The 23,279-nt window shown below is 66.1% G+C and carries 18 protein-coding genes and 1 pseudogene; 14 read left to right on the top strand and 5 right to left on the bottom strand.

Features of this window, described 5'->3' with window-relative positions; all coding sequences use genetic code 11:
* Window positions 1-15 precede the first annotated feature (15 nt).
* Entirely contained in the window at window positions 16-630 is a 615-nt protein-coding gene (plsY, locus tag GGQ64_RS16310; protein WP_183806212.1) for a glycerol-3-phosphate 1-O-acyltransferase PlsY, read from the top strand.
* A 14-nt stretch (window positions 631-644) separates the two neighbouring features.
* A pseudogene (locus tag GGQ64_RS16315) lies at window positions 645-1,776 on the top strand (DNA-processing protein DprA).
* Here GGQ64_RS16315 and GGQ64_RS16320 read toward each other — a convergent pair.
* Window positions 1,708-1,962: a hypothetical protein gene (locus tag GGQ64_RS16320; RefSeq protein ID WP_183806214.1), complete on the bottom strand. Its 255-nt coding sequence runs from the start codon at window positions 1,960-1,962 to the stop codon at window positions 1,708-1,710. The pseudogene GGQ64_RS16315 and the gene GGQ64_RS16320 sit on opposite strands and share 69 nt — an antisense overlap.
* A 261-nt stretch (window positions 1,963-2,223) precedes the next feature.
* On the opposite strand from GGQ64_RS16320, the gene topA reads away from it, so the two are divergent.
* The 6 genes from topA (at window position 2,224) to rpmG (ending at window position 9,910) form a co-directional block, all read left to right on the top strand.
* On the top strand, window positions 2,224-4,899 hold the full coding sequence (topA, locus tag GGQ64_RS16325) for a type I DNA topoisomerase (protein ID WP_183806216.1): 2,676 nt from the start codon (window positions 2,224-2,226) through the stop codon (window positions 4,897-4,899).
* Window positions 4,896-7,250, top strand: coding sequence for a ribonuclease R (rnr, locus tag GGQ64_RS16330; RefSeq protein WP_183806218.1), 2,355 nt, complete (start codon window positions 4,896-4,898; stop codon window positions 7,248-7,250). Before topA ends, rnr begins: the two co-directional genes overlap by 4 nt.
* 53 nt (window positions 7,251-7,303) lie before the next feature.
* A complete protein-coding gene (locus GGQ64_RS16335) occupies window positions 7,304-7,762 on the top strand; it encodes a DUF983 domain-containing protein (protein WP_183806220.1) in 459 nt (152 codons plus the stop codon).
* On the top strand, window positions 7,759-8,439 hold the full coding sequence (locus tag GGQ64_RS16340) for an NUDIX hydrolase (protein ID WP_183806222.1): 681 nt from the start codon (window positions 7,759-7,761) through the stop codon (window positions 8,437-8,439). Before GGQ64_RS16335 ends, GGQ64_RS16340 begins: the two co-directional genes overlap by 4 nt.
* Before the next feature lie 16 nt (window positions 8,440-8,455).
* Window positions 8,456-9,640: an MFS transporter gene (locus GGQ64_RS16345; RefSeq protein ID WP_183806224.1), complete on the top strand. Its 1,185-nt coding sequence runs from the start codon at window positions 8,456-8,458 to the stop codon at window positions 9,638-9,640.
* 102 nt (window positions 9,641-9,742) lie between these two features.
* Window positions 9,743-9,910 (top strand): 50S ribosomal protein L33, encoded by a 168-nt coding sequence (gene rpmG, locus GGQ64_RS16350; protein WP_183806226.1) that lies wholly within the window; start codon window positions 9,743-9,745, stop codon window positions 9,908-9,910.
* Window positions 9,911-10,695: 785 nt separating this feature from the next.
* On the opposite strand, the gene GGQ64_RS16355 is transcribed toward rpmG, so the two are convergent.
* The gene (locus GGQ64_RS16355; RefSeq protein ID WP_183806228.1) at window positions 10,696-12,063 is read right to left on the bottom strand and encodes a PleD family two-component system response regulator; all 1,368 of its coding nucleotides are present in this window, start codon (window positions 12,061-12,063) and stop codon (window positions 10,696-10,698) included.
* A gap of 16 nt (window positions 12,064-12,079) precedes the next feature.
* Window positions 12,080-12,451, bottom strand: coding sequence for a response regulator (locus tag GGQ64_RS16360; protein ID WP_108001214.1), 372 nt, complete (start codon window positions 12,449-12,451; stop codon window positions 12,080-12,082).
* A gap of 141 nt (window positions 12,452-12,592) precedes the next feature.
* On the opposite strand from GGQ64_RS16360, the gene GGQ64_RS16370 reads away from it, so the two are divergent.
* The 3 genes from GGQ64_RS16370 to GGQ64_RS16380 all read left to right on the top strand — a co-directional run bounded on the left by GGQ64_RS16370 (window position 12,593) and on the right by GGQ64_RS16380 (window position 16,410).
* Window positions 12,593-13,582, top strand: a complete 990-nt coding sequence (locus tag GGQ64_RS16370; RefSeq protein WP_343059497.1) for a DUF3572 domain-containing protein — start codon at window positions 12,593-12,595, stop codon at window positions 13,580-13,582.
* A gap of 138 nt (window positions 13,583-13,720) precedes the next feature.
* Entirely contained in the window at window positions 13,721-15,007 is a 1,287-nt protein-coding gene (locus GGQ64_RS16375; protein ID WP_183806230.1) for a DNA polymerase IV, read from the top strand.
* Between the two features lie 86 nt (window positions 15,008-15,093).
* Entirely contained in the window at window positions 15,094-16,410 is a 1,317-nt protein-coding gene (locus tag GGQ64_RS16380; RefSeq protein WP_183806232.1) for a L,D-transpeptidase family protein, read from the top strand.
* Between the two features lie 32 nt (window positions 16,411-16,442).
* Here GGQ64_RS16380 and hutC read toward each other — a convergent pair whose 3' ends face one another.
* Complete coding sequence (gene hutC, locus GGQ64_RS16385; RefSeq protein WP_183806235.1) at window positions 16,443-17,192, bottom strand: histidine utilization transcriptional repressor HutC; 750 nt, start codon at window positions 17,190-17,192, stop codon at window positions 16,443-16,445.
* Window positions 17,193-17,568: 376 nt separating this feature from the next.
* Here hutC and floR point away from each other — a divergent pair, with 376 nt between their 5' ends.
* Complete coding sequence (gene floR, locus GGQ64_RS16390) at window positions 17,569-18,780, top strand: chloramphenicol/florfenicol efflux MFS transporter FloR (RefSeq protein ID WP_183806237.1); 1,212 nt, start codon at window positions 17,569-17,571, stop codon at window positions 18,778-18,780.
* A gap of 40 nt (window positions 18,781-18,820) precedes the next feature.
* Here the strand turns inward: floR and GGQ64_RS16395 are convergent, their stop codons facing one another.
* A complete protein-coding gene (locus tag GGQ64_RS16395) occupies window positions 18,821-20,164 on the bottom strand; it encodes a formimidoylglutamate deiminase (protein WP_183806239.1) in 1,344 nt (447 codons plus the stop codon).
* Window positions 20,165-20,255: 91 nt separating this feature from the next.
* On the opposite strand from GGQ64_RS16395, the gene hutI reads away from it, so the two are divergent.
* Both hutI and hutH read left to right on the top strand, forming a co-directional pair.
* On the top strand, window positions 20,256-21,503 hold the full coding sequence (hutI, locus tag GGQ64_RS16400; RefSeq protein ID WP_183806242.1) for an imidazolonepropionase: 1,248 nt from the start codon (window positions 20,256-20,258) through the stop codon (window positions 21,501-21,503).
* 40 nt (window positions 21,504-21,543) lie between these two features.
* The gene (hutH, locus tag GGQ64_RS16405) at window positions 21,544-23,079 is read left to right on the top strand and encodes a histidine ammonia-lyase (protein WP_183806244.1); all 1,536 of its coding nucleotides are present in this window, start codon (window positions 21,544-21,546) and stop codon (window positions 23,077-23,079) included.
* Window positions 23,080-23,279 lie beyond the last annotated feature (200 nt).

Consider the following 23,279-nt stretch of genomic DNA (forward strand, 5'->3'; position numbering starts at 1 on the left):
GGGGGAAACACTAGAGTGTCTGACATCCTGACCTGGCAGCTCGCACCGCTGCCGACGCTTCTGAGCCTCGCCTTCGGCTACCTGCTGGGCTCCATTCCCTTCGGCCTGATCCTGACGCGGATGGCCGGGCTCGGCGACGTGCGGCAGATCGGCTCCGGCAACATCGGCGCCACCAACGTGCTGCGCACCGGCAACAAGAAGCTTGCCGCGGCGACCCTGCTCCTGGATGCCATGAAGGGCACGGCTGCGGCTGCGATCGCGTCGCGATGGGGGCTGGATGCCAGCATCGCCGCCGGCCTTGCCGCCTTCCTAGGCCACCTCTTTCCCGTCTGGCTCGGCTTCAAGGGCGGCAAGGGGGTCGCGACCTATCTCGGCGTGCTCCTCGGGCTCGTACCGATCATGCTGGCCGTGTTCGCCGCGATCTGGCTCGCGGTCGCCTTCATCAGCCGCTACTCCTCCCTTTCCGCCATGGTTGCAATGGCAACGATTCCGGTTGTATTGTGGTTTTCGGGGAACGAGAAGGTTGCACTGCTGTTGGCCGTCATGAGCGCGATCTCGTGGTGGAAGCACCGCGCCAACATCGTGCGCCTGATCAACGGCACCGAGAGCAGGATCGGCAGCAAGGGCTAGGATAAGAGGGGCGAATGTCAGAGGGCGCAGGCAGGCAGGGAATTGCGCTTTCGGACAGACAGAGGATCGCCTGGCTGCGGCTGATCCGCAGCGACAATGTCGGCCCCGTCACCTTCCGCGACCTGATCAACCATTGCGGCACGGCCGAGGCGGCGCTGGAGATGCTGCCGGAGCTTTCCCGCCGCGGCGGCGCCGTCCGGGCGATCCGGATCGCGAGCCGCGCCGAGGCCGAGCGCGAACTCGACATAGCGGAGCGGCACGGCGCAGCCTTCGTCGGTATCGGCGAGCCGGACTACCCAGCACTCCTGCGCAAGATCGACGCTGCCCCGCCGCTGCTTGCGATGAAGGGCAACCGGAGGATCGCCGGGGACCTCGCCGTCGGCATCGTCGGCTCCCGCAACGCATCGATCGCCGGCGCGAAGTTCGCCGGCATGCTGGCGAGGGACCTGGGCGCTGCCGGTTATGCCGTCGTCTCCGGGCTTGCCCGCGGGATCGATACGGCCGCCCATCGCGCGAGCCTTGCCACGGGAACGATCGCGGCGATGGCGGGCGGTCTTGACCAGCCCTATCCACCCGAAAATATCGGCCTGATGGAGGAGATCACCTCCGGCAACGGCCTCGCCATCAGCGAGATGCCGTTCGGCTGGGAGCCCAGGGCGCGCGATTTTCCGCGCCGCAACCGGCTGATCGCCGGCATCGGCCTCGGGCTCGTGGTCGTCGAGGCCGCCAACCGCTCCGGCTCCCTGATCACGGCGCGCAATGCCGCCGATTTCGGCCGCCTCGTCTTTTCCGTGCCCGGCTCGCCGCTGGATCCGCGCGCCCACGGGACGAACGGCCTCCTGAAGGACGATCGTGACGACGGGGGCGGCCGATATCCTGGAAGCGCTGGCGCCGCTGCGCGAGCCGGACCTGTTTGCAGGTCCGGTCGGAGCCGACGAGCCGCCGCGGGAGGTGACCCTGCCGCCGGACGACGACGACCGCGGCCGGATCGCCTCTGCGCTCGGCCCCACCCCGGTCGAGATCGACGAGATCATCCGCCACACGGAACTGCCGGCGGCGAGCGTCTACCTCGTGCTCCTAGAACTGGACCTTGCCGGCCGACTTCACCGTCACCCCGGCGGCCTTGTCTCGATTGCCGCCGATTGAGAGCGGCCGCAAGCCCGCCTGGATGTCCCCCGCCTCGACATAGGCCATCTCGATCAGGTAGCGCAGCATCTCCGCACCCTCCATGTTGGCAACGGCGCGAAGCTCGCCGAGCATCTGGCGAATGTAGGCCACGTTTTCCTGCGTCCGTCCGGTGGGAGGCGCCGCAATGATCGGTTTGGTATTCATTTCCACATCCTGTCCGAATACCGCTGCGCAGCCACACGTCATCGCCGCAGCCTTCACTCCCTGAAGACGATACAACCTTTATTTTAAATTGCAATACACTCTAAAACCCTCTTAGGTTGTATAGCCCGAACGCCAGTTATTTTGGCCTGTCCCCTTGACCGGGACGTTTTCCCTGTTCATTTCGAGGACCAACAACGCCGGCGCGCATCGCAGATCAGAAGGCCATCCCGCCGGGAACGGCCCCCGGCGCAGAGAACGACGATGAATGTTGTAGTGGTGGAATCGCCTGCCAAGGCCAAGACAATCAACAAGTATCTGGGCTCAGGTTACAAAGTGCTCGCTTCCGTCGGCCACGTTCGCGACCTGCCGGCCAAGGACGGATCCGTGCGTCCCGATGAGGACTTCGAGATGTCCTGGGAGGTCGACAGCTCGGCGGCCAAGCGGATGAAGGATATCGCCGACGCAGTGAAATCCTCCGACGGCCTGATCCTTGCGACCGACCCGGATCGCGAGGGCGAAGCGATCTCCTGGCACGTACTCGACCTTCTGCGGAAGAAGAAGGTAATCGGCGACAAGCCGGTCCAGCGCGTCGTCTTCAACGCCATCACCAAGACGGCGGTGCTGGACGCGATGAAAGCGCCACGCGATATCGACATGTCACTGGTGGACGCCTATCTCGCCCGCCGCGCGCTGGACTATCTCGTCGGCTTCAACCTGTCGCCGGTGCTGTGGCGCAAGCTGCCTGGCGCGCGGTCTGCCGGCCGCGTGCAGTCGGTGACGCTCAGGCTCGTTTGCGATCGGGAGGCGGAGATCGAGCGCTTCGTTTCCGAGGAATACTGGAACATCTCGGCGCTGCTGAAGACGCCGCGCGGTGACGAGTTCGAGGCCAAGCTTGTCTCGGCCGACGGCAAGCGTCTGCAGCCCCGCGCTGTCGGCAACGGCCAGGACGCCAGCCGGCTGAAGGACCTGCTCGAGGGCGCGGCCTATCGCGTCGAGAGCGTCGAAGCCAAGCCGACCAAGCGCAATCCGGCCCCGCCCTTCACCACCTCGACGCTGCAGCAGGCGGCGTCCTCCAAACTCGGGTTCTCGTCCTCGCGCACCATGCAGGTGGCGCAGCGGCTCTACGAGGGCGTCGACATCGGCGGCGAGACCGTCGGCCTGATCACCTACATGCGTACCGATGGCGTGCAGATGGCACCCGAGGCAATCGATGCGGCGCGTCGCGCCATCGGCAGCCAGTTCGGCGACCGCTACGTGCCGGAGAAGGCCCGCTTCTACTCCACCAAGGCCAAGAACGCCCAGGAAGCGCACGAGGCGGTCCGCCCGACCGACTTCAATCGCGTGCCCGACCACGTCCGCCGGATGCTGGACCCCGACCAGGCCCGCCTCTACGACCTGATCTGGAAGCGTGCGATCGCCAGCCAGATGGCATCGGCCGAGATCGAGCGCACCACCGTCGAGATCGACGCGGACAATGGCGGCAAGCATGCCGGCCTGCGCGCCACCGGCTCGGTTGTCCGCTTCGACGGTTTCATCGCCGCCTACACGGACCAGAAGGAGGACGGCGAGCAGTCTGACGACGGCGACGATGACGGCCGCCTGCCGGAGATCAATGCGCGCGAGAACCTCGCCAAGCAGAAGATCAACGCGACCCAGCACTTCACCGAGCCGCCGCCGCGGTATTCGGAAGCCACCCTGATCAAGAAAATGGAAGAGCTCGGCATCGGCCGGCCCTCCACCTATTCGGCGACGCTGAAGACGCTGAGTGACCGCGAATATGTCACGATCGACAAGCGCAAGCTGATCCCCGAGGCCAAGGGCCGGCTCGTCACCGCCTTCCTCGAAAGCTTCTTCACGCGCTACGTCGAATACGACTTCACGGCGTCGCTCGAAGAGAAGCTCGACCAGATCTCGGCCGGCGAACTCAACTGGAAGGACGTGCTGCGCGACTTCTGGAAGGACTTCATCGCCCAGATCGACGACACCAAGGAACTGCGCGTCACCAATGTGCTGGATGCGCTGAACGAGATCCTGGCACCCCTCGCCTTCCCCAAGCGCGAGGACGGCGGCGATCCGCGCGCCTGCCCCTCCTGCGGCACCGGCAAGCTATCGCTGAAGCTCGGCCGCGGCAGCGGCGCCTTCGTCGGCTGCTCGAACTATCCGGAATGCCGCTACACCCGCCCCTTCGGCGCGGAGGCGGCCAACGGCGAGGGCCAGGCCTCCAGCGAGCCGCAGGCGCTCGGCAAGGACCCGCACACCGGCGAGGAGATCACGCTGCGCTCCGGCCGCTTCGGCCCCTACGTCCAGCGCGGCGACGGCAAGGAAGCCAAGCGCTCGAGCCTTCCCAAGGGCTGGGCGCCCGACAGCATCGACCACGAGAAGGCGTTGGCGCTGCTGTCGCTGCCGCGCGACATCGGCGCCCATCCCGAGACGGGCAAGATGATCTCGTCCGGACTCGGACGCTACGGGCCGTTCGTGCTGCATGACGGCACCTATGCCAACGTGGAAAGCATCGAGGACGTGTTCTCGATCGGTCTCAACCGCGCAGTCTCGGTGCTTGCCGACAAGCAGAGCAAGGGCGGCGGCCGGGCGCGCGGCGGCACGCCGGCGGCGCTGAAGGCGCTCGGAGACCATCCCGACGGCGGGCCGATCACCGTGCGCGACGGCCGCTACGGCGCCTACGTCAACTGGGGCAAGGTCAATGCGACGCTGCCCAAGGGCAAGGATGCGCAAGCCGTGACGCTGGAAGAAGCGCTGGTCCTGATCGCCGAGAAGGCCGGCAAGGGCGGCGGCACGAAGGCCAAGGCAAAGGCTACCAAGACGAAGACCGCTGCGGCCAAGGCCGACGGCGAGAAGACGACGAAGGCCAAGACTACGAAGAAGGCCGCCGGCAGCAAGGCGAAGACGGCCTCGAAGACGAAGAAGGCAAGCGAATGACGCATGACCCGCGCGACCGGATGAAGCAGAGCAAGCGTCCCGGCCGCGCGGGGCGCGACCTGCCGCCGGGCGCCGATATCCCGCTGATCCACGGCGAGATCCCGCCGCGCGAGGTGCTGCTGCGCTTCATCGCCGACCACCCGGACAAGGCGTCCAAGCGCGAGATCTCCAAGGAATTCGGGCTCAAGGGTGAAAAGCGGGTCGAGCTCAAGCAGATCCTGAAGAGCTTCGAGGAAGAGGGCCTGCTGGAAAAGCGACGCAAGTCGCTCGTCCGCCCGGGTGCCCTGCCCCCGGTCACCGTTCTCGACATCACCACCCGCGACGTCACGGGCGATCTCATAGGCCGGCCCGCCGAATGGCTCGACGATCTCGGCGTCGCACCGGCCGTGACGATCCGCCAGCCGAGCGTCGGCAAATCGGCCGGCAAGGTGCCGGTCGCGGGCCTCGGCGACCGGGTGCTGGCGAAGATCTTCCCGGCCAAGGACCGCGGCGGCCCGGCCTATACGGCCCGCGTCATCAAGATTCTCGACAAGCGCAAGAATGCCGGCATGGGCGTGTTCCGTGCCATGCCGGACGGCGGCGGTCGGATCATGCCGATCGACAAGCGCGGCGAGGAGCTTGCCGTCGACAGCGACTTCACCGCGAACGCCAAGGACGGCGACCTGGTCGAGATCGACGTCGCCAAGATCGGCCGCTACGGCCTGCCGCGCGCGCAGGTGAAGGCGGTGATCGGCTCGGTCGCGTCCGAAAAGGCGATCTCGATGATCGCGATCTACGCGCACGGCATTCCCCACGTCTTCCCCGACAGCGTGCTGAAGGAAGCCGCCGACGCCGGTCCCGCCACCATGGCGCATCGCGAGGACTGGCGCGACCTGCCGCTGATCACCATCGACCCCGCCGACGCCAAGGACCACGACGACGCGGTCTATGCGCAGGCCGACGACGCGCCCGAAAACCCGGGCGGCGTGATCGTCACCGTCGCGATCGCCGACGTCAGCTACTATGTCCGCTCCGGCACCGCGCTGGACCGGGAGGCGCTGAAGCGCGGCAACTCGGTCTATTTCCCCGACCGCGTCGTGCCGATGCTGCCCGAGCGGATCTCCAACGATCTCTGCTCGCTGAAGGAAGGCGTCGACCGCCCGGCGCTCGCCGTGCGCATGGTGTTCTCGAAGGAGGGCCGCAAGGCGAGCCACACCTTCCACCGCATCATGATGAAGAGTGCGGCCAAGCTTTCCTACCAGCAGGCGCAGGCGGCCATCGACGGCGCGCCGGACGACCAGACGGGACCGATCCTCGAGACGATCCTGAAGCCTTTGTGGCATGCCTATCGCGTGCTGACGGTCGGCCGCGACCGGCGCCAGCCGCTCGAGCTCGACATGCCCGAGCGGAAGATCCTGCTGAAGGAGGACGGCACGGTGGACCGGGTCGTCGTCCCGCCGCGGCTCGATGCACACAAGCTCATCGAGGAGATGATGATCCAGGCGAACGTCGCCGCCGCCGAGACGCTGGAGAAGCGGCAGCAGTCGCTGATCTACCGCGTGCACGACGCCCCCTCGCTTTCCAAGCAGGAGATCCTGCGCGAATTCCTGGCGACGCTCGATATCTCGCTCGCAAAGGGCGGCAACATGCGCGCCAACAATTTCAACGGAATCCTGAAGAAGGCCGAGGACAAGCCGTTCCAGCAGATGGTCAGCGAGATGGTGCTGCGCTCGCAGAGCCAGGCGATCTACAGCCCGGAGAACATCGGCCATTTCGGCCTGAACCTGATGAAATACGCCCACTTCACCTCGCCGATCCGCCGCTATGCCGACCTGATCGTGCATCGCGCGCTGGTGGCCTCGCTGAAGCTCGGCGAAGGCGGCATCACGATGGAGGAGGAAGCCGCACTGGATGACATCGCCGCCGAGATCTCCACCTTCGAGCGGCGTGCCATGGCGGCCGAGCGCGACACGGTGGACCGGCTGATCGCCCATCATCTCGCCGGCCGCATCGGCGAGGAATTCCTCGGGCGCGTCTCCGGCGTCACCAGGGCCGGGCTCTTCATCGTGCTGCCCGCCTATGGTGCCGACGGCTTCGTTCCCATATCCACGCTCGGGCGCGACTACTATATCTACGACGAGGCGCACCAGGCCCTTTCGGGCGAGAAGACCGGGCTCGGCTACCGGCTGGGCGACGAGGTGCAGGTCAGGCTGGCCGAAGCCGTGCCGCTGGCAGGCGCGCTGCGCTTCGAGATGCTGAGCGAGGGCCGCCAGATGCCGACGGGCGTGCGCTCCTTCCACAAGGCCAACCGGCGCGACCGCGCCGGGTCGCGGCGGCAGCCGGGAACGCGGCCTCCGCGCGGCAGGCGCTAGAGCATGCCGCGCAAAGGTGTGCGGCGGTTCGCAGCGATGCAAGGATTGTGACGATGCAGGCGACATTCGAACAGAAGCGGACAGATCCGGCCACGATGCATCCGGGGGACCGGCCGACCGGCCGTTCCATCCGGCGCGGTCTTCTCTGCCGCTGCCCGCGCTGCGGCGAAGGCCGGCTGTTCAAGTCCTTCCTCAAGCCGGTCGATGCCTGTTCGGTCTGCGGCGAGGAGATGCATCATCACCGCGCCGACGACCTTCCCCCCTACCTGGTCATCACGATCGTGGGCCATCTTGTGCTCGGCGGCTACATGATGACCGACCTCTTCCTGCCGTTCAGCACCTGGATGCACCTGGCCATCTGGGTCCCGGTGACGCTGTTCGGCGCGCTGGCGCTGATGCAGCCGGTCAAGGGCGGCGTCATCGGCCTGCAATGGGCGCTGCGCATGCACGGTTTCGGCGGCCAGGAGGACGCGCCGGAAGACGACCTGCCGCCGCGCGACGCCGACGCATGAGCGGGCAGCGACCGCTGCGCCCGGTGGATGCGGCATCGGTGCTCCTCATCGACCGGTCGGACGACCGCTTCCGCGTGCTCGTGGGCCGGCGCAGCAACCGACACGTCTTCATGCCCGACGTCTACGTCTTCCCCGGCGGCCGGCGCGATCCGTCCGATTCCCGCGTTCCGGTGCAGGCCCCGCTCAATCCGGCGGCTGCCGAGCGCCTCATGCTGCGCACGCCGGTGCGGACCGGGGCTGCGACGCTGCGCGGGCTCGGCGTCGCCGCCCTGCGCGAGCTCTACGAGGAGGCTGGCCTGGCGGTCGGTGCAGCGGTCGAGGCACCCGGCGCGCCCGGGATGGGCGGCACCCCCTTTCGGCCGGACCTGTCGCAACTGCGCTTCGTCGCGCGCGCGGTCACCCCGCCCGGTCCGCCGCGTCGCTACGACACCCGCTTTTTCGCCCTATTTACCGACGATGTCGGGGTCGACCCCTTGACCGCCCGCGAGAGCCACGAGCTTTCGGACCTGCAATGGATTGACATCTTCCAGACATTGAAAGTCGATATGCCCGCCATCACGGTCTTCATCCTCGAGGAATTGAAGATTGCCCTCCAGACCGATCCGTCGCTCCCGTTCGGCGGGCAGGCGGCCTTCTTCCTGCACCGTCGTGGACAATTTGTCAGGGACACACTCTAGAGCGATGGATTCACGCATGTCAGATCCCAAGTCCGGGAGCTCTTCCACGCCGGACAGCATCCACTGGCGCTCGCTGATAGCCGCCATGGCCGCCATCGCCGCCGTCGGCATCGCGATCGGCCTCGGCCTGCCGCTGCTGAGCATCATCATGGAAAAGCGCGGCATCCCGCCGACGCTGATCGGCCTCAACTCCGCCATGGCCGGCGTCGCCTCCATGCTCTGCGCCCCGTTCACGGCGCGGCTGGCGCACAGATACAGCACCTCGTCCGTGATGGTGGCCGCCATCGTCCTTTCCGCCGCCAGTTCGCTCGGCTTCTACTACATCCAGAATTTCTGGCTCTGGTTTCCCCTGCGCATCGTCTTCCACGGGGCGACCACGATGGTCTTCATCCTCTCGGAGTTCTGGATCAACGCCGCCGCCCCGCCGCGACGGCGGGGGCTCGTGCTCGGCATCTATGCGACCGTACTGGCGCTCGGCTTCGCCAACGGCCCCCTGCTTTTCTCGCTGCTCGGCAGCGACGGTCCCCTTCCCTTCGCGGTCGGCGCCTTCGTCATCCTGCTTGCGGCGGTGCCGATCCTGATCGCCCGCAAGGAGAGCCCGGACATCGACGAGAAGCCGGAAATGCATTTCATGCGCTACATCCTGCTCGTGCCGACGGCGACGGCTGCCGTCTTCGTCTTCGGCGCGGTCCAGGTTGGCGGCCTGTCGCTGTTTCCGGTCTATGCCACCCGCGCCGGCTTCACCGAATCGCAGGCTGCTCTCCTGCTGACCGTGATGGGCGTGGGCAATTTCCTGTTCCAGATCCCGCTGGGCCTGTTGTCCGACCATATGAAGGACAGGCGGAAGCTGCTTTCCATCATGGCGCTGGTCGGCATGGTCGGCGCCGCCTCCCTGCCGCTCCTGTCGCAGAACTGGCTGCTGATGGCGGTGGTGCTGCTCTTCTGGGGCGGCTGCGTCTCCGGCCTCTACACCGTCGGCCTGAGCCACCTCGGATCGCGGCTGACCGGGGCCGACCTCGCAGCCGCCAATGCCGCCTTCATCTTCTGCTATGCGGTGGGCACCGTCGCGGGGCCGCAGGTCGTGGGCGTCGCCATCGATGTCGCCGGCGACGACGGGTTTGCCTGGTCGATTGCCTTCTTCTTCGGCCTTTATGTCGCGCTTTCCCTCGCCCGCATGGTGTTTCGGCCAAAACGGGCTTGACTTTTCAGGCGCGATTCGTAGTTTCGCGCCACATTTGAAGTTCCAATGCCGTGGAACCGGACAGGTCGTCCACGGCTTCGTTTTTGTAAAGGCAGGACGACCATGGCCAAGGCTACCACCATCAAGATCAAGCTGCTGTCGACGGCCGACACCGGCTCCTTCTACGTCACGACGAAGAACAGCCGCACGATGACGGAAAAGATGACCAAGACGAAGTACGACCCGATCGCGCGCAAGCACGTCGAGTTCAAGGAAACGAAGATCAAGTAATCCTTGTCGCTTCGGCTATCCGAAAGGCGCATCGTTCCGGCGGCGCGCCTTTTTCTTTGCGCCAAGCTCATGCAAGACGGCGCGCAGCACCTGGCGGAAGAACCCTCCCCGTCTGCTTGAGCCACACGAATCCTGAAAAGCGAAACGCCGCCTCCTTGCGGAAGCGGCGTTGATCGGGGGCCGGCTGGGGAAGACAACGGCACGAGGATTCCGTTTATGTCGTCACCAGCCGGCCAACCCCACGACCCAGGAGATGCGGCGGACCTAGCATCATGGGGTAACTGGCGGCGGACTTTTCGCCCGCCTTTCCATAAAGATCGCGCGGAACTGGAAAAAAATCAATAAAATCTTGCGCGCTGCTGCCACAGTGTCAGCCGCGATGGTTAAGCCGTTCACCTGCACCAAGGGGATTCAGGCGAAGAAAACGCAATTTACAGCAACAGTTCCGTGTGCCCCACTCAACAACCCGCAGATGCATGTCTTCCGGCAAGGATGACTTGACGTTAGGTAAGCCCCAATTACCTCGTCACCAGAAGACCTTGAATACATTAGCAAACCCAAACAATAATATAAATTGCCAAAAGTAGCCCTTTGGACACTATTTTTGCGGCGCGCTGGAGCCGCCGAGCCGGCAAGACTTGTGCATCGCGGCGCGCCCCGAAAATTGACGCTGTGTCATTTTTCACCCAAATGAGGGGCTGAAAATCTGTGGATAAGTGAATTTGGCGGGGAGACTGTGTCGCTGTCGCCACGATTCGGTAGACCGAACCTGATCGCGGTGCGCTTCAGGCCGCGGCGGCGACGACGCGGTTGCGGCCGGCGCGCTTGGCTTCATAGAGGGCATTGTCTGCCCGCTTCAGGAGCGTATCGGGCGAATCCCCCTGCGGCAGCAACGAAGCGATGCCGATCGAGGCGGTGACCGTGAGCGGCGCTCCCCCGCCCGAAATGCGGAAAGGCTGCTCCTCGATCGTCATGCGCAGCCGCTCGGCGACCGCGGCAGCGGTTTCCGCCGACGTATCGGGCATCAGCAGCACGAATTCCTCCCCGCCATAACGGCAGGCGAGATCGGCGCCCCGCACCGCGGTGCGCAGCCGATTGGCGAACTCGCGCAGGACCGCATCGCCGACGTCGTGGCCGTAGGTGTCGTTGATCAGCTTGAAGCGGTCGATGTCGGTCATGCAGATCGACATCTGCCGCCCCCGCGCCACGGAACGATCGATCAGCAGCTTCAGGTGGCTGTCGAGATAGCGCCGGTTATGGAGGCCCGTCAGTCCGTCGGTCACGGCGAGCTCGATCGTCTGCTTCACGCTGGCGCGCAGGCGGTCGTTGTAGCGCTTGCGCCGGATCTGCGTGAGGCTCCGCGCCAGCAATTCGTTGGCGTCGACGGGCCGCATGAGATAGTCGGTGACGCCGAGATCGAGGGCGCGCACGATCATGTCGTCGTCACCCTGCTCGGCAATCAGCAGGATGGGAAGGAACCGCGTCCGCTCCAGCGATCGGAGCTGCGAGCAAAGCCGAAGCGGATCGTAGTCGCTGAAATTGGCATTGACGATGACGAGTTCGAAGGGATGCTCGGCGGCATCGAACAGCGCCGCCTGCGGATCCGACATGCAGGTGACGTCGGCGATCGGCTTCAACGCACGGACGATGCGCTCCTGCGAACTGGCCCGGCCATCGACGAGCAGGACAGAGCCGGGCTCGTCGCCGATCGCGGCACCAAGCCCCGTCTCCACCCCGATCGCCTCTGCCGTGGCAGCGCGCACGCGCAACTCGTCGGTCAGCGTTTTCAGCCGGACGAGGCTCTTGACGCGCGACATCAGTTGCAGGTCGTTGACGGGCTTGGTGAGAAAATCGTCGGCACCGGCCTTCAGGCCCCGCACCCGGTCGGACGGCTGGTCCAGCGCCGTCACCATGACGACCGGAATATGGGCCGTGCGCGGGCTTTCCTTCAGCCGCTCGCAGACCTCGAAGCCGTCGATCCCCGGCATCATGACGTCGAGGAGGATGAGGTCCACCTGCGTCCGCTCGCAGATCGCCAGCGCATCGTAGCCGTTGTCCGCCGTCAGAACGTCGAAGTACTCCGCCAGAAGCCGGGCTTCCAGGAGCTTCACGTTTGCGGGGATATCGTCAACGACGAGGATGCGCGCGGTCATCTATCGGAATCCAGCCTCATGCGTCACCCAGGTAGGTCTTGATGGTCTCGATGAACTTCGGAACCGATATCGGCTTTGACACGTAGGCCTCGCAGCCGCCCTGGCGGATGCGCTCCTCGTCGCCCTTCATGGCAAAGGCGGTGACGGCAATGACGGGGATGACGTGCAGTTCGTCGTCTTCCTTCAGCCACTTCGTCACCTCCAGCCCGGAGACTTCCGGAAGCTGGATGTCCATCAGGATCAGGTCGGGGCGATAGCGGCGCGCGAGGTCCAGCGCCTCCATGCCGTTGCGGGTCTGGATGGTGGTGTAGCCCGAGGCCTCGATGAGGTCACGGAAGAGCTTCATGTTAAGCTCGTTGTCCTCGACTATCATCACTTGCTTCGGCATCACGTGTCCCTGCCCCTCGCTCCAGCCTTGCAACACCTCTGGAGATATATAAGTTGCCGTAATACCGACTTCACCCAGCGCGATCCTCGCGACAGTAGCGGCATTTGGTTGACTAAAAGGTAACTTTTCCGGGAAATTGCCATGCAAAGCCAAAAAGATACATCGGCCCAGGACGCCGAATCGACGGCGATCGCCGTGCTTGCCTGGCTCGCCGGCGAACCGGAGCTCCTGTCCCGTTTTCTGTCGCTCACCGGCATGGACCCGGCCGGGCTGCGCGCGGCGGCCGGCGATCGCGGCTTCCTTTCCGGCCTGCTTGATTTCCTCATGGGCCACGAGCCGACGCTGATGGCCTTCTGCGAGGCGACCGGGGCGACGCCCGAACGGGTGGGTGCGGGCGCATGCGCTGCTGTCGGGCGCGGGTGCTGCGGGCGACTGGTCATGACCGCCCAGTCCAACATCGTGCCACCCGGCATCGTGCCGCCCGGCACGGTCCCGCTCGACCACATCCGGCTGGCCGACCGGCCGCTCCTGGTCTGCGACGTCGACGAGGTGGTGCTGGAATATCTCTCGCCGCTCGACGCCTTCCTGCGCTCGCGCGGCCACGAACTCCTGCCGCGCTCCTTCCGCCTGCACGGCAACATCGTCGACAGCCAAACGGGCGAAGCCGTGCTGGACGCGGCCATAAAGGCCCTGCAGGAGGATTTCTTCGCCACGCAGGACGAATGGCAGAAGCCGGCCGAACTCGCGGTGGAAACGCTGGCCGCGCTCGGAAAGGACGCCGACATCGTGTTCCTGACGGCGATGCCGCCACGTCACGCCGAGGTGCGCCGCCGGCTGCTCCACCGTTTCGGGCTGGACTTTCCGATGGTGGCCACGGAGACGGCGAAAGGCCCGGTGGTCCGGGCGCTGCACGGAGGGCGCCCGCTCCCGCTCGCCTTCGTCGACGACATCCACTCCAATCACCATTCGGTGCGCGAACACGTGCCGGATGCCCTTCTGCTGCGGCTGATGGCCAACCAGGTGTTTCTTGCCATGGCGCCGGATCCCGGCGAACACATCATCCCTGCGCACGACTGGCGCGATGCCGAACGGCGGATCCGTGCCCACTTCGAAAGCTTTGCCGGCAGATGACGCACCCGCGCGACACCGGCGGGCCGGTGCTGCGGCAGTGCGGCATGTGAGGCGGCTTTCCATGCGCTCCTCGCTGGATGGGCTTGAGACTCGCGAGTTTAGAGGCTAATCTGCGAATGTTCAATATTTGTTCCAGAGATGCAGCCAGACGAGACGCGCCATCCGGGTTTCTGCCGCGACTGCCTGACGGGGCAATCCGCGGGCATTCGACGCTGCAAGCAGTGCGGCAGCCCGCGCCTCGTCTACCATGACGAACTTTATCAGCTGACGCTCGCCCATATCGATTGCGATGCCTTCTACGCCTCGGTCGAGAAACGCGACAATCCGGAACTCGCCGACAAGCCGGTGATCATCGGTGGCGGGAAGCGCGGCGTCGTCTCCACCGCCTGCTACATCGCCCGCATCCACGGCGTGCGCTCGGCGATGCCGATGTTCAAGGCGCTGGAGGCCTGCCCACAGGCGGTCGTGATCAAGCCGGACATGGAGAAATACGTCCGCGTCGGCCGCCAGATCCGCACCATGATGCAGGATCTGACGCCGCTGGTTCAGCCGCTGTCGATCGACGAGGCCTTCCTGGAGCTGAAAGGCACCGAGCGGCTGCATCACGACCCGCCGGCCCGCGTGCTTGCCCGTTTCGCCCGCCGCGTCGAACAGGAGGTCGGGATCACGATCTCGGTGGGGCTCTCCTATTGCAAGTTCCTCGCCAAGGTCGCCTCCGACCTGCAGAAGCCGCGCGGGTTCTCGATCATCGGACAGGCCGAGGCGCTGGAATTCCTGCGCACGAAGCCGGTACGGCTGATCTGGGGCGTCGGCAAGGCCTTTGCCGAGACGCTGGAGCGCGACGGGATCCGCGACATCGGCCAGTTGCAGACGATGGAGGAGACCGATCTGATGCGCCGCTACGGCGTCATGGGCAGGCGGCTCTACCACCTCTCGCGCGGCCAGGACGACCGCGAGGTGCACCTGAACGACGCGGCCAAGAGCGTTTCCTCGGAAACCACCTTCTTCGACGACATCTCCGCCTATGACGACCTCGTCACCCACCTGCGCGGGCTCAGCGAACAGGTGGCCGCTCGGCTGCGCAAGGCGGGCGTCGCCGGCCAGACCGTGGTGCTGAAGCTCAAGACCGCGGACTTCAAGGGCCGAACCCGCAACCGCAAGCTCGAGGATCCGACCATGCTCGCCGACCGGATCTTCCGCATCGGCATCGAGCTTCTGAAGAAGGAAGCGGACGGGACGAAGTTCCGCCTGATCGGCATCGGTGTCAGCGATCTTTGCGACCCGCAGCGCGCCGATCCGCCGGACCTCGTCGATCCGCAGGCAGGCCGCCGCGCGGCTGCGGAGGCCGCCATCAACACGCTGCGCGACAAGTTCGGCACGAAGAGCGTGGAGACCGGCTACACCTTCGGCAAGGGCCGCAGATAGCACGCCCTGCCGGGCATAAAAGGATTCCTTAAAATCCAGGGTCTATCCTCGGCGCCTTCCCACGTATTGCGTCAAGGACGGGAAACATGCTTTTGCGCCTCGCAGCCGGGTTCGGCCTCATCGCCTTCCTCTCCTCCACGGCACTTGCCGGAACGATCGAGGGGCCGCTGCAGATCATCGTCTCGCGGGACCAGCAGACACTGAAGGTCTATGACGGCGACACCGTCGTCGCGAGCTCGAACGTGTCCAGCGGCAAGGAGGGGCATGCGACCCCCACCGGCATCTTCTCTATCCTGGAGAAGAAGCGCATGCACCATTCCAACATCTACGACGACGCCCCCATGCCGTTCATGCAGCGGCTGACCTGGTCCGGGATCGCCCTGCACGCATCCGGCCACGTGCCGTCCTATCCGGCCTCGCACGGCTGCGTGCGCATGCCGGACGATTTCGCCCGGATGCTCTATCGCCTGACCCGGCGCGGCGGCCACGTCCTCGTCAACAGCGCCGACGTCGCACCGCACCGCGTGGAGCACCCCGCCCTCTTCCAACCCGAAGACGCCGAGCCGGAGGGCCAATTGCTCTCCGACGCCCCCTTGCGCCCGACGATACCGGGCCCGACCATACCAGGCCCGACCGGCGGCAGCGTCGAGGTGGCCATGCGCGTCGCCGCACCGCCGGCGCAGGCAATGCCCGTCCACCGGCCGTCCGGCGACCCGGTCCGCATCCTGATCACGCGGGCGACGGCGCGCGACACGCTGAAGGACCTGCAGACCCTCCTCGGCGAACTCGGCCATGACGCAGGCGTGCCCGATGGCGTGGCAGGCCTGCAGACCACTTTTGCCATCAAGGCATTCCAGACCGCGGAAGGGATGCCGGCCGACGGAGCGGTGACCCCGGCGCTGGTCGAGGCCGTCTTCCGCAAGGCCGGGCGCGGCCTGCCGGCAAACGGCAGGCTGTCGGTCCGCAAGGAATTCGTGACCCTGCTGGAAGCGCCGGTGACGATCCGCAACGAGGCCGCCGAACTCGGCACGCATTTCCTGCTCGCCCGCACCTCTGCCGGCGGCAACGACCTCGACTGGTTCGGGGTGACGATGGACAACGCGCTTGCGACCCCGACGCGCAAGCGCCTCGGCATCGTCGAGCCCGGCTCGTTCGAGGCTCGCGCGGCGGATCCGATCCTGGAAGCGCTGGGTCGGATCGACATTGCCGCGGACGTGCGCGGCGAGATCGAGGGTCTGGTCGGTGACGGTGCCTCGCTGACGATCACCGACACCGGCACCGAAGGCGAAACGGGCAAGGGCACCGACTTCATCACGCTGACGCGCCCCGGCCCGTATGGATCGGGATATGCATCCTCGAGCGCCCGGTGGAAGAAGGAGTCCTCGATCGTCGTGGTCGAGTGAATCGGGCGGGCTGAAGCCTCTGCGCTGCGGCCTCAGGCCTTCGGATGGTTCGGCGCGAACTCTGCCACGAGCTCATGGCTTTCGCCCGGATAGGTCAGCCGCACATGCGTCACGTAGGCGCCGCCGCTCCAGGTCCGGCGCTCGATGACGAGGCAGGCCGCGCCTTCCGGGATGTGAAGCAGGTCGGCGACGCGCCGGTCGGCGGCAACGGCGCGGATGCGATGCTCGGCAGCGCTCCACGGCACCTGGCTGAGCAGCCACTGGCCCGGCGGCGCCTGCTCGAATCCCTCCCCGGACGCCTCCGGCACAGCAGAAAGGCTGATCAGGCGCTCCTCCAGGCAGAAGGGACGCGCACCGGCATGATGGACGACGACGAGGTCGACGACCCTGGCGCCGGCGGGCAGGTCCAGCAGCTTGCGGTCCGCGGCCCGCGCCGTTCGCTCCGAGCGGGAAAGCCGCTCATAGCGATAGGCCAGCCCCAGCGAGCGCACCTCCGCCTCGATGTCGTGGATCTCCAGGACGGCCGACTGCGCATGCGGGCGGGTGACGAAGCTTCCCGACTTGCGCCGGCGCTCGATCAGGCCGCGCTTGACCAGCTCCGTCAGCGCCTTGTTGACGGTCATGCGCGAGCAGCCGTACTGCGCGGTCAACTCGTGCTCGAAGGGTATGCGGTATCCCGGCGGCCATTCGCCGGACATGATCCGGCCCTCGACGTCCTCCAGGATACGCCGATGCAGCGACGGCTCCTTCGGCGTCAGTGCAGGATCGGTGGTGTTGTCCATGCCCCTGTTCCATCCGCATTCTTCGGGCGCGCTATGCTTCGCAAGACGTGACCGTCGGTCGCTACGACGAACGTCGCCGCTGCCGGCCATGGTGTACGCGCGACGCCACAGACCGAAGCATCACGATTCTGGGCCCGCCTGCAACCGCAGCAGTGCAAAACGGCACATAGCGAAGGCGCCTTGCGGCGCTAGAGCTCATCAGATAGAGGTTAGCCCTTCATTTCAGATGTGAGGTCATCGGCATGGGAGCCGGCAAGTCATCAGACAAATAAGCCGCAACAACATTTTCGTTGTTGCGGCGTTCTGTAAGGCCAATCTCATCCGATTGCTGACGAGCAGACGCCGCCGGTTTCTCTAATCGAGCGGTTGATTCGTCATGACTATCACGCGCCCTACTTGGGCTTATACATTGCCGGCAGCACTGCTGCTGATGGCACCCTTCGACATCCTCGCCTCTCTGGCGATGGACATCTATCTTCCCGTCGTTCCTGCGATGCCCGGCATCCTCAGCACGACGCCATCCGTGATCCAACTCACGCTCAGCCTCTATATGGTGGTGCTGGGTCTAGGTCAGGTGATCTTCGGGCCAATCTCGGATCGCATCGGTCGGCGGCCGGTCCTGCTTGCCGGCGCGGCGATCTTCATTGTTGCCTCCCTTGGTGCGGCATCGTCGTCTACTGCCGTCGTTTTCGTCAGTTTCCGCTTCCTCCAGGCGATTGGTGCGTCGGCGGCGATGGTGGCAACGTTTGCGACGGTTCGGGACGTCTACGCCAATCGACCGGAAGGCGTTGTCATCTATGGGCTCTTTAGCGCAATGCTGGCTTTCGTACCGGCACTCGGCCCCGTCGCCGGAGCGCTGATCGGAGCATATTTCGGCTGGCGTGCAATTTTTATCACGCTGGCTGCGCTGGCGTTGGTCGCCATGTTAAACGCTGGGGTCCGGTGGCACGAAACACTTCCATCGGATCAGGACAGGCCCCGTCGATCCGTGTTGCCGATATTCGCCAGTCCGGCCTTCTGGGTCTACACGGTGGCGTTCAGCGCCGGCATGGGCACCTTCTTCACATTCTTCTCGACTGCTCCCCGTGTCCTCATAGGACAGGCGGGCTATTCGGAGATCGGTTTCAGCATAGCGTTCGCCACCGTCGCGCTCGTCATGGTCGTGACAACACGTTTCGCCAAGGCTTTCGTCGCCAAATGGGGCATCGCCGGATGCGTGGCCCGTGGGATGCTCCTACTGCTTTGCGGCGCAGCCCTTTTGGGGGTCGGTGCCCTTTCTGGCTCGCCGTCTTTCGTCAGCTTCATTGTTCCGATGTGGGTTGCCTGCATCGGGATCGTCGTTACCGTTTCGGTTACTGCCAACGGCGCGCTGGCGCAGTTCGATGATATCGCCGGCTCTGCGGTCGCATTCTATTTCTGCGTCCAGAGCCTGATCGTCGGCATCGCCGGAACATTGGCGGTGACGATACTGGATGGCGACACAGCCTGGCCCATCGTCTGCTACGCCACGACACTGGCCGTGCTCGTGCTGCTCGGCCTGGGGCTTCTTCGATCGCGCACGCCGGCTCCGGCGAGCCCATCGACCTGACAGACAGGGTCAGTCGAGTAACAAGTGGTGCACGCCGCTCCTATGCCGCGAGCTCCCGCATGGCTTTTGCGAACCTCGCCGCCGTTGCCTCGTGTGCGGCATGGCGGCCGTTCTCGACCAGCTTCTTCCCCGCGACCCAGACCGTATCGGGGAAGACGCCGCCGGAGAACACGAGGGCGTCGAGCAGCCGGTCGCCGGTAAGGGCGATGTCGTGCCGCGCACGGAGGCTGACGAAGTCCGCGGGTGCGCCGGCTGCGAGCCCCGTCTTCGCGCCGAGTGCGGCCGCACCGCCGGCGATCGCCCCGTCGAACAGGGCGCGGCCGGTGGAGCCGCCCGGCATTGCGATCATGTTGCGGCCCCGATGCAGGAGCCGCTGGGAATATTCGAGCTGGCGCAGTTCGTCTGCGAGACCGATCAGCACGTTCGAATCCGAGCCGATGCCGAAGCGGCCGCCACCGGCGACGAATCGGACGGCCGGGAAGGTGCCGTCGCCGAGATTGGCCTCGGTGATCGGGCACAGCCCGGCGATCGCGCCCGAGGCCGCCATCCGGTCGGTCTCCGCGTCAGTCATGTGGGTCGCATGGATCAGGCACCAGCGGCCATCGACCGGGGCGTTGTCCAGCAGCCACTCCACCGGCCGCCGGCCTGACCAGGCGATGCAGTCTTCCACCTCCTTCACCTGCTCGGCGATATGGATATGGATGGATGCGTCGCCTGCCATCCCGACGACGGCCGCAAGCTCCTCGGGTGTGGTGGCCCGCAGGCTGTGCGGCGCCACGCCGGTGATGCCGCCCGGCAGCGCGGCGGTCAGTTCCCGGCAGCGGTCCAGCAGGCGCGCGTAGCCGTCGCGGTCATTGATGAACCGGCGCTGGCCTTCGCCGGGATCGGCTCCGCCGAAGCCGGAATGGGCATAGAAGACCGGCAGCAGGGTCAGGCCGATGCCGGTCGCAGATGCGGCGGCGGCGATGCGCGTAGCCAGTTCGGCGATGTCCGCATAGGGTCGGCCGTCGGCATCGTGGTGCAGATAGTGAAACTCGCCGACGCGGGTGAAGCCGGCCTCCAGCATCTCGACATAGAGCTGGGCCGCCACCGCCTCCATCTGCTCCGGGTTCATGGAGAGCGCGAAGCGATACATGACGGTGCGCCAGCTCCAGAAACTGTCGCTGCCGGGTCCACGCGTCTCGGCCAGGCCCGCCATTCCGCGCTGGAAGGCGTGGCTGTGGAGGTTTGCCATCCCCGGCACGATCGCGCCGTGACGCTCGTCGGCCGGGTCCGCCGCGACGCCTTTTTCGACCGAGGCGATCCGGCCGTCCTTCAGCGTCATCCGGACGTTGCCGGCCCACCCCTCGGGCAGCAGCGCCTGCCCGGCAAAAATTGCTGTCACGGCATCGTCCTCCATCGTAGGGCGCAAAATCGGCCTTGCGTGATGTTTAATATGTATATACATTATCCGGCATCAAGGAAAGAGCGAAACGATGTCCCAGGCAACTTCAGAGACGACATCAGCTAACGACGGCGACACGGCGAAGCTGTGGCGGAATGCGCGGCTCGCAACCTTCGCCTCCTCCCTTCCGGGCATGGGGAACGTCGAAAAGGGCGCCATCGCCGTGCGCGACGGACAGATCGCCTATGCCGGCCCCGAGGCGGAGGTTCCCGTGGCCCTGCGCGCGGCGGAGACGGTCGATTGCGAGGGGCGCTGGATCACCCCCGGCCTGATCGACTGCCACACCCACCTCGTCCATGCCGGCACCCGGGCCAACGAGTTCGAGATGCGCCTCGAAGGCGCCTCCTACGAGGAGATCGCGCGCGCCGGCGGCGGCATCGTCTCGTCCGTCACTGCGTTGCGGGCGGCCTCCGAGGACCAGTTGGTGGAAGAGACCCTGCCGCGGCTCGACGCGCTGATCGGCGAAGGCGTCACCACGGTCGAGATCAAGTCCGGCTACGGGCTGGACCGCGACAACGAGATGAAGGCGTTGCGCGCAGCCAGACGTCTGGGCGGGCTGCGCGACGTCACGGTGCGGACGACCTTCCTCGGCGCGCATGCGCTGCCGCCGGAGATGAAGGGCGACAAGGCCGGCTATATCCAGAAGGTCGTCTCCGACATGCTGCCGGCCATAGCCGAAGCAGGACTGGCCGATGCCGTCGACGGCTTCTGCGAGGGCATCGCCTTTTCGCCGGCCGAGATCGCCCGCGTCTTCGACGCCGCCAAGGCGCTCGGGCTGCCGGTGAAGCTTCATGCCGACCAGCTTTCCAATCTCTCGGGCGCGGCCCTTGCCGCTTCCTATGGCGCGCTTTCGGCCGACCACCTGGAATATACCGACGCCGACGGCGCCAAGGCCATGGCGCAGGCCGGCACCGTCGCGGTGATCCTCCCGGGCGCCTACTACTTCATCCGCGAGACGAAGAAGCCGCCGATCGCGCTGTTTCGCGAGCACGGTGTCATGATGGCGATCGCCACCGACAACAATCCCGGCACCTCGCCGCTGACCTCGCTGCTGTTGACGATGAACATGGCGGCGACCCTGTTCGGCATGACGGTAGAGGAATGCCTCGCCGGAACCACGCGCGAGGCGGCCCGCGCGCTCGGGCTGCTCGATGATGTGGGGACGCTGGAGGCCGGCAAGCGGGCCGACTTCGCGCTCTGGGACATCGGCCAGCCGGCCGAGCTCGTCTACCGCATGGGCTTCAATCCGCTGCACCGGCGCGTCTATCGCGGCCGCTGAGCTCGAATGGCGGCCCGTCCGCCGCACCGGAGAAAACGCAATGACCATCATCCTGCATCCCGGCTCCGTGCCGCTGAAGGATCTCGAAACCATCTACTGGACCGGCGAGCCTGCCCGCCTCGACGCCGCCTTCGATGCCGGGATCGAAAAGGCCGCCGCCCGCATCGCCGAGATCGCCGCCGGCAATGCGCCGGTCTACGGCATCAACACCGGCTTCGGCAAACTCGCCTCGATCAGGATCGATGCCGCCGATGTCGCGACCCTGCAGAGAAACCTGATCCTGTCGCATTGCTGCGGCGTGGGCGCGCCGCTGTCGGAAAACATCGTCCGGCTGATCATGGCGCTGAAGCTCGTCTCGCTCGGGCGCGGCGCCTCGGGCGTGCGCATCGAGATCGTCCGCCTGATCGAGGCGATGCAGGAAAAGGGCGTCATCCCCGTCATTCCGGAAAAAGGCTCGGTCGGCGCCTCGGGCGACCTGGCGCCGCTGGCGCACATGGCGGCCGTGATGATGGGCCACGGCGAGGCCTACTTCGACGGGAGGCGGATGGAGGGCGCTGCGGCGCTGGCCGCGGCCGGCCTCGTCCCGGTCGAACTCGCAGCCAAGGAAGGACTGGCGCTGATCAACGGCACCCAGGCGTCAACGGCGCTGGCGCTCGCCGGCCTGTTCCGCGCCCACCGTGCCTCGCAGGCCGCCCTGATCACCGGCGCGCTTTCGACGGATGCGGCCATGGGCTCGTCCGCGCCGTTCCATCCCGACATCCACACGCTACGCGGCCACCGGGGCCAGATAGACACCGCCGCCGCCCTCCGCGCGCTGCTGGAAGGTTCGCCGATCCGCCAGAGCCACATAGACAACGACGAGCGCGTGCAGGACCCCTACTGCATCCGCTGCCAGCCGCAGGTGGACGGCGCCTGCCTCGACCTGCTGCGTTCGGTCGCCCGCACGCTGGAGATCGAGGCCAATGCCGTGACCGACAACCCGCTGGTGCTGTCCGACAACTCGGTCGTCTCCGGCGGCAACTTCCATGCCGAACCGGTTGCCTTCGCCGCCGACCAGATCGCGCTCGCCGTCTGCGAGATCGGCGCGATCTCCCAGCGCCGCATCGCGCTCCTCGTCGATCCCGCCCTCTCCTACGGCCTGCCCGCGTTCCTTGCGAAGAAGCCCGGACTGAATTCCGGCCTGATGATCGCCGAGGTGACGTCTGCAGCACTCATGAGCGAGAACAAGCAGATGTCCCATCCGGCATCCGTGGATTCGACCCCGACATCTGCCAACCAGGAGGACCATGTCTCCATGGCCTGCCACGGCGCCCGCCGCGTGCTGCAGATGACGGAGAACCTTTTTGCCATCATCGGCATCGAGGCGATCACGGCGGCGCAGGGCGTGGATTTCCGCGCGCCGCTTTCCACGAGCAATGAATTGCAGAAGGCGGTCGACGCGCTGCGACGCGTGGTGCCGACGCTGGAAGTCGATCGCTACATGGCGACGGATCTGGCGGCGGCGGGCGAACTGGTGAAGACCGGGGCGCTCAATGCATCGGTCACGGCTGGCATTCTGCCCAAGCTGGAGGGGTGAGATGGCTGCTGTTTTGCCTCCAGGGCCGCCTCATCCGACCCTTCGGGCCACCTTCTCCCCGCCGGGGAGAAGAGGGAACCGGCTGCGCCCATTTTTTCCAAAGCACCCGCTGAACCCGCAGGACGGCGACTTCGTGCCCAGCCATTCCGGCAAGCTCCCTCTTCTCTCCATCGGGGAGAAGGTGGCCGCAGGCCGGATGA

This window comes from Mycoplana azooxidifex, from assembly GCF_014196765.1.
Taxonomy (GTDB): Bacteria; Pseudomonadota; Alphaproteobacteria; order Rhizobiales; family Rhizobiaceae; genus Mycoplana; species Mycoplana azooxidifex.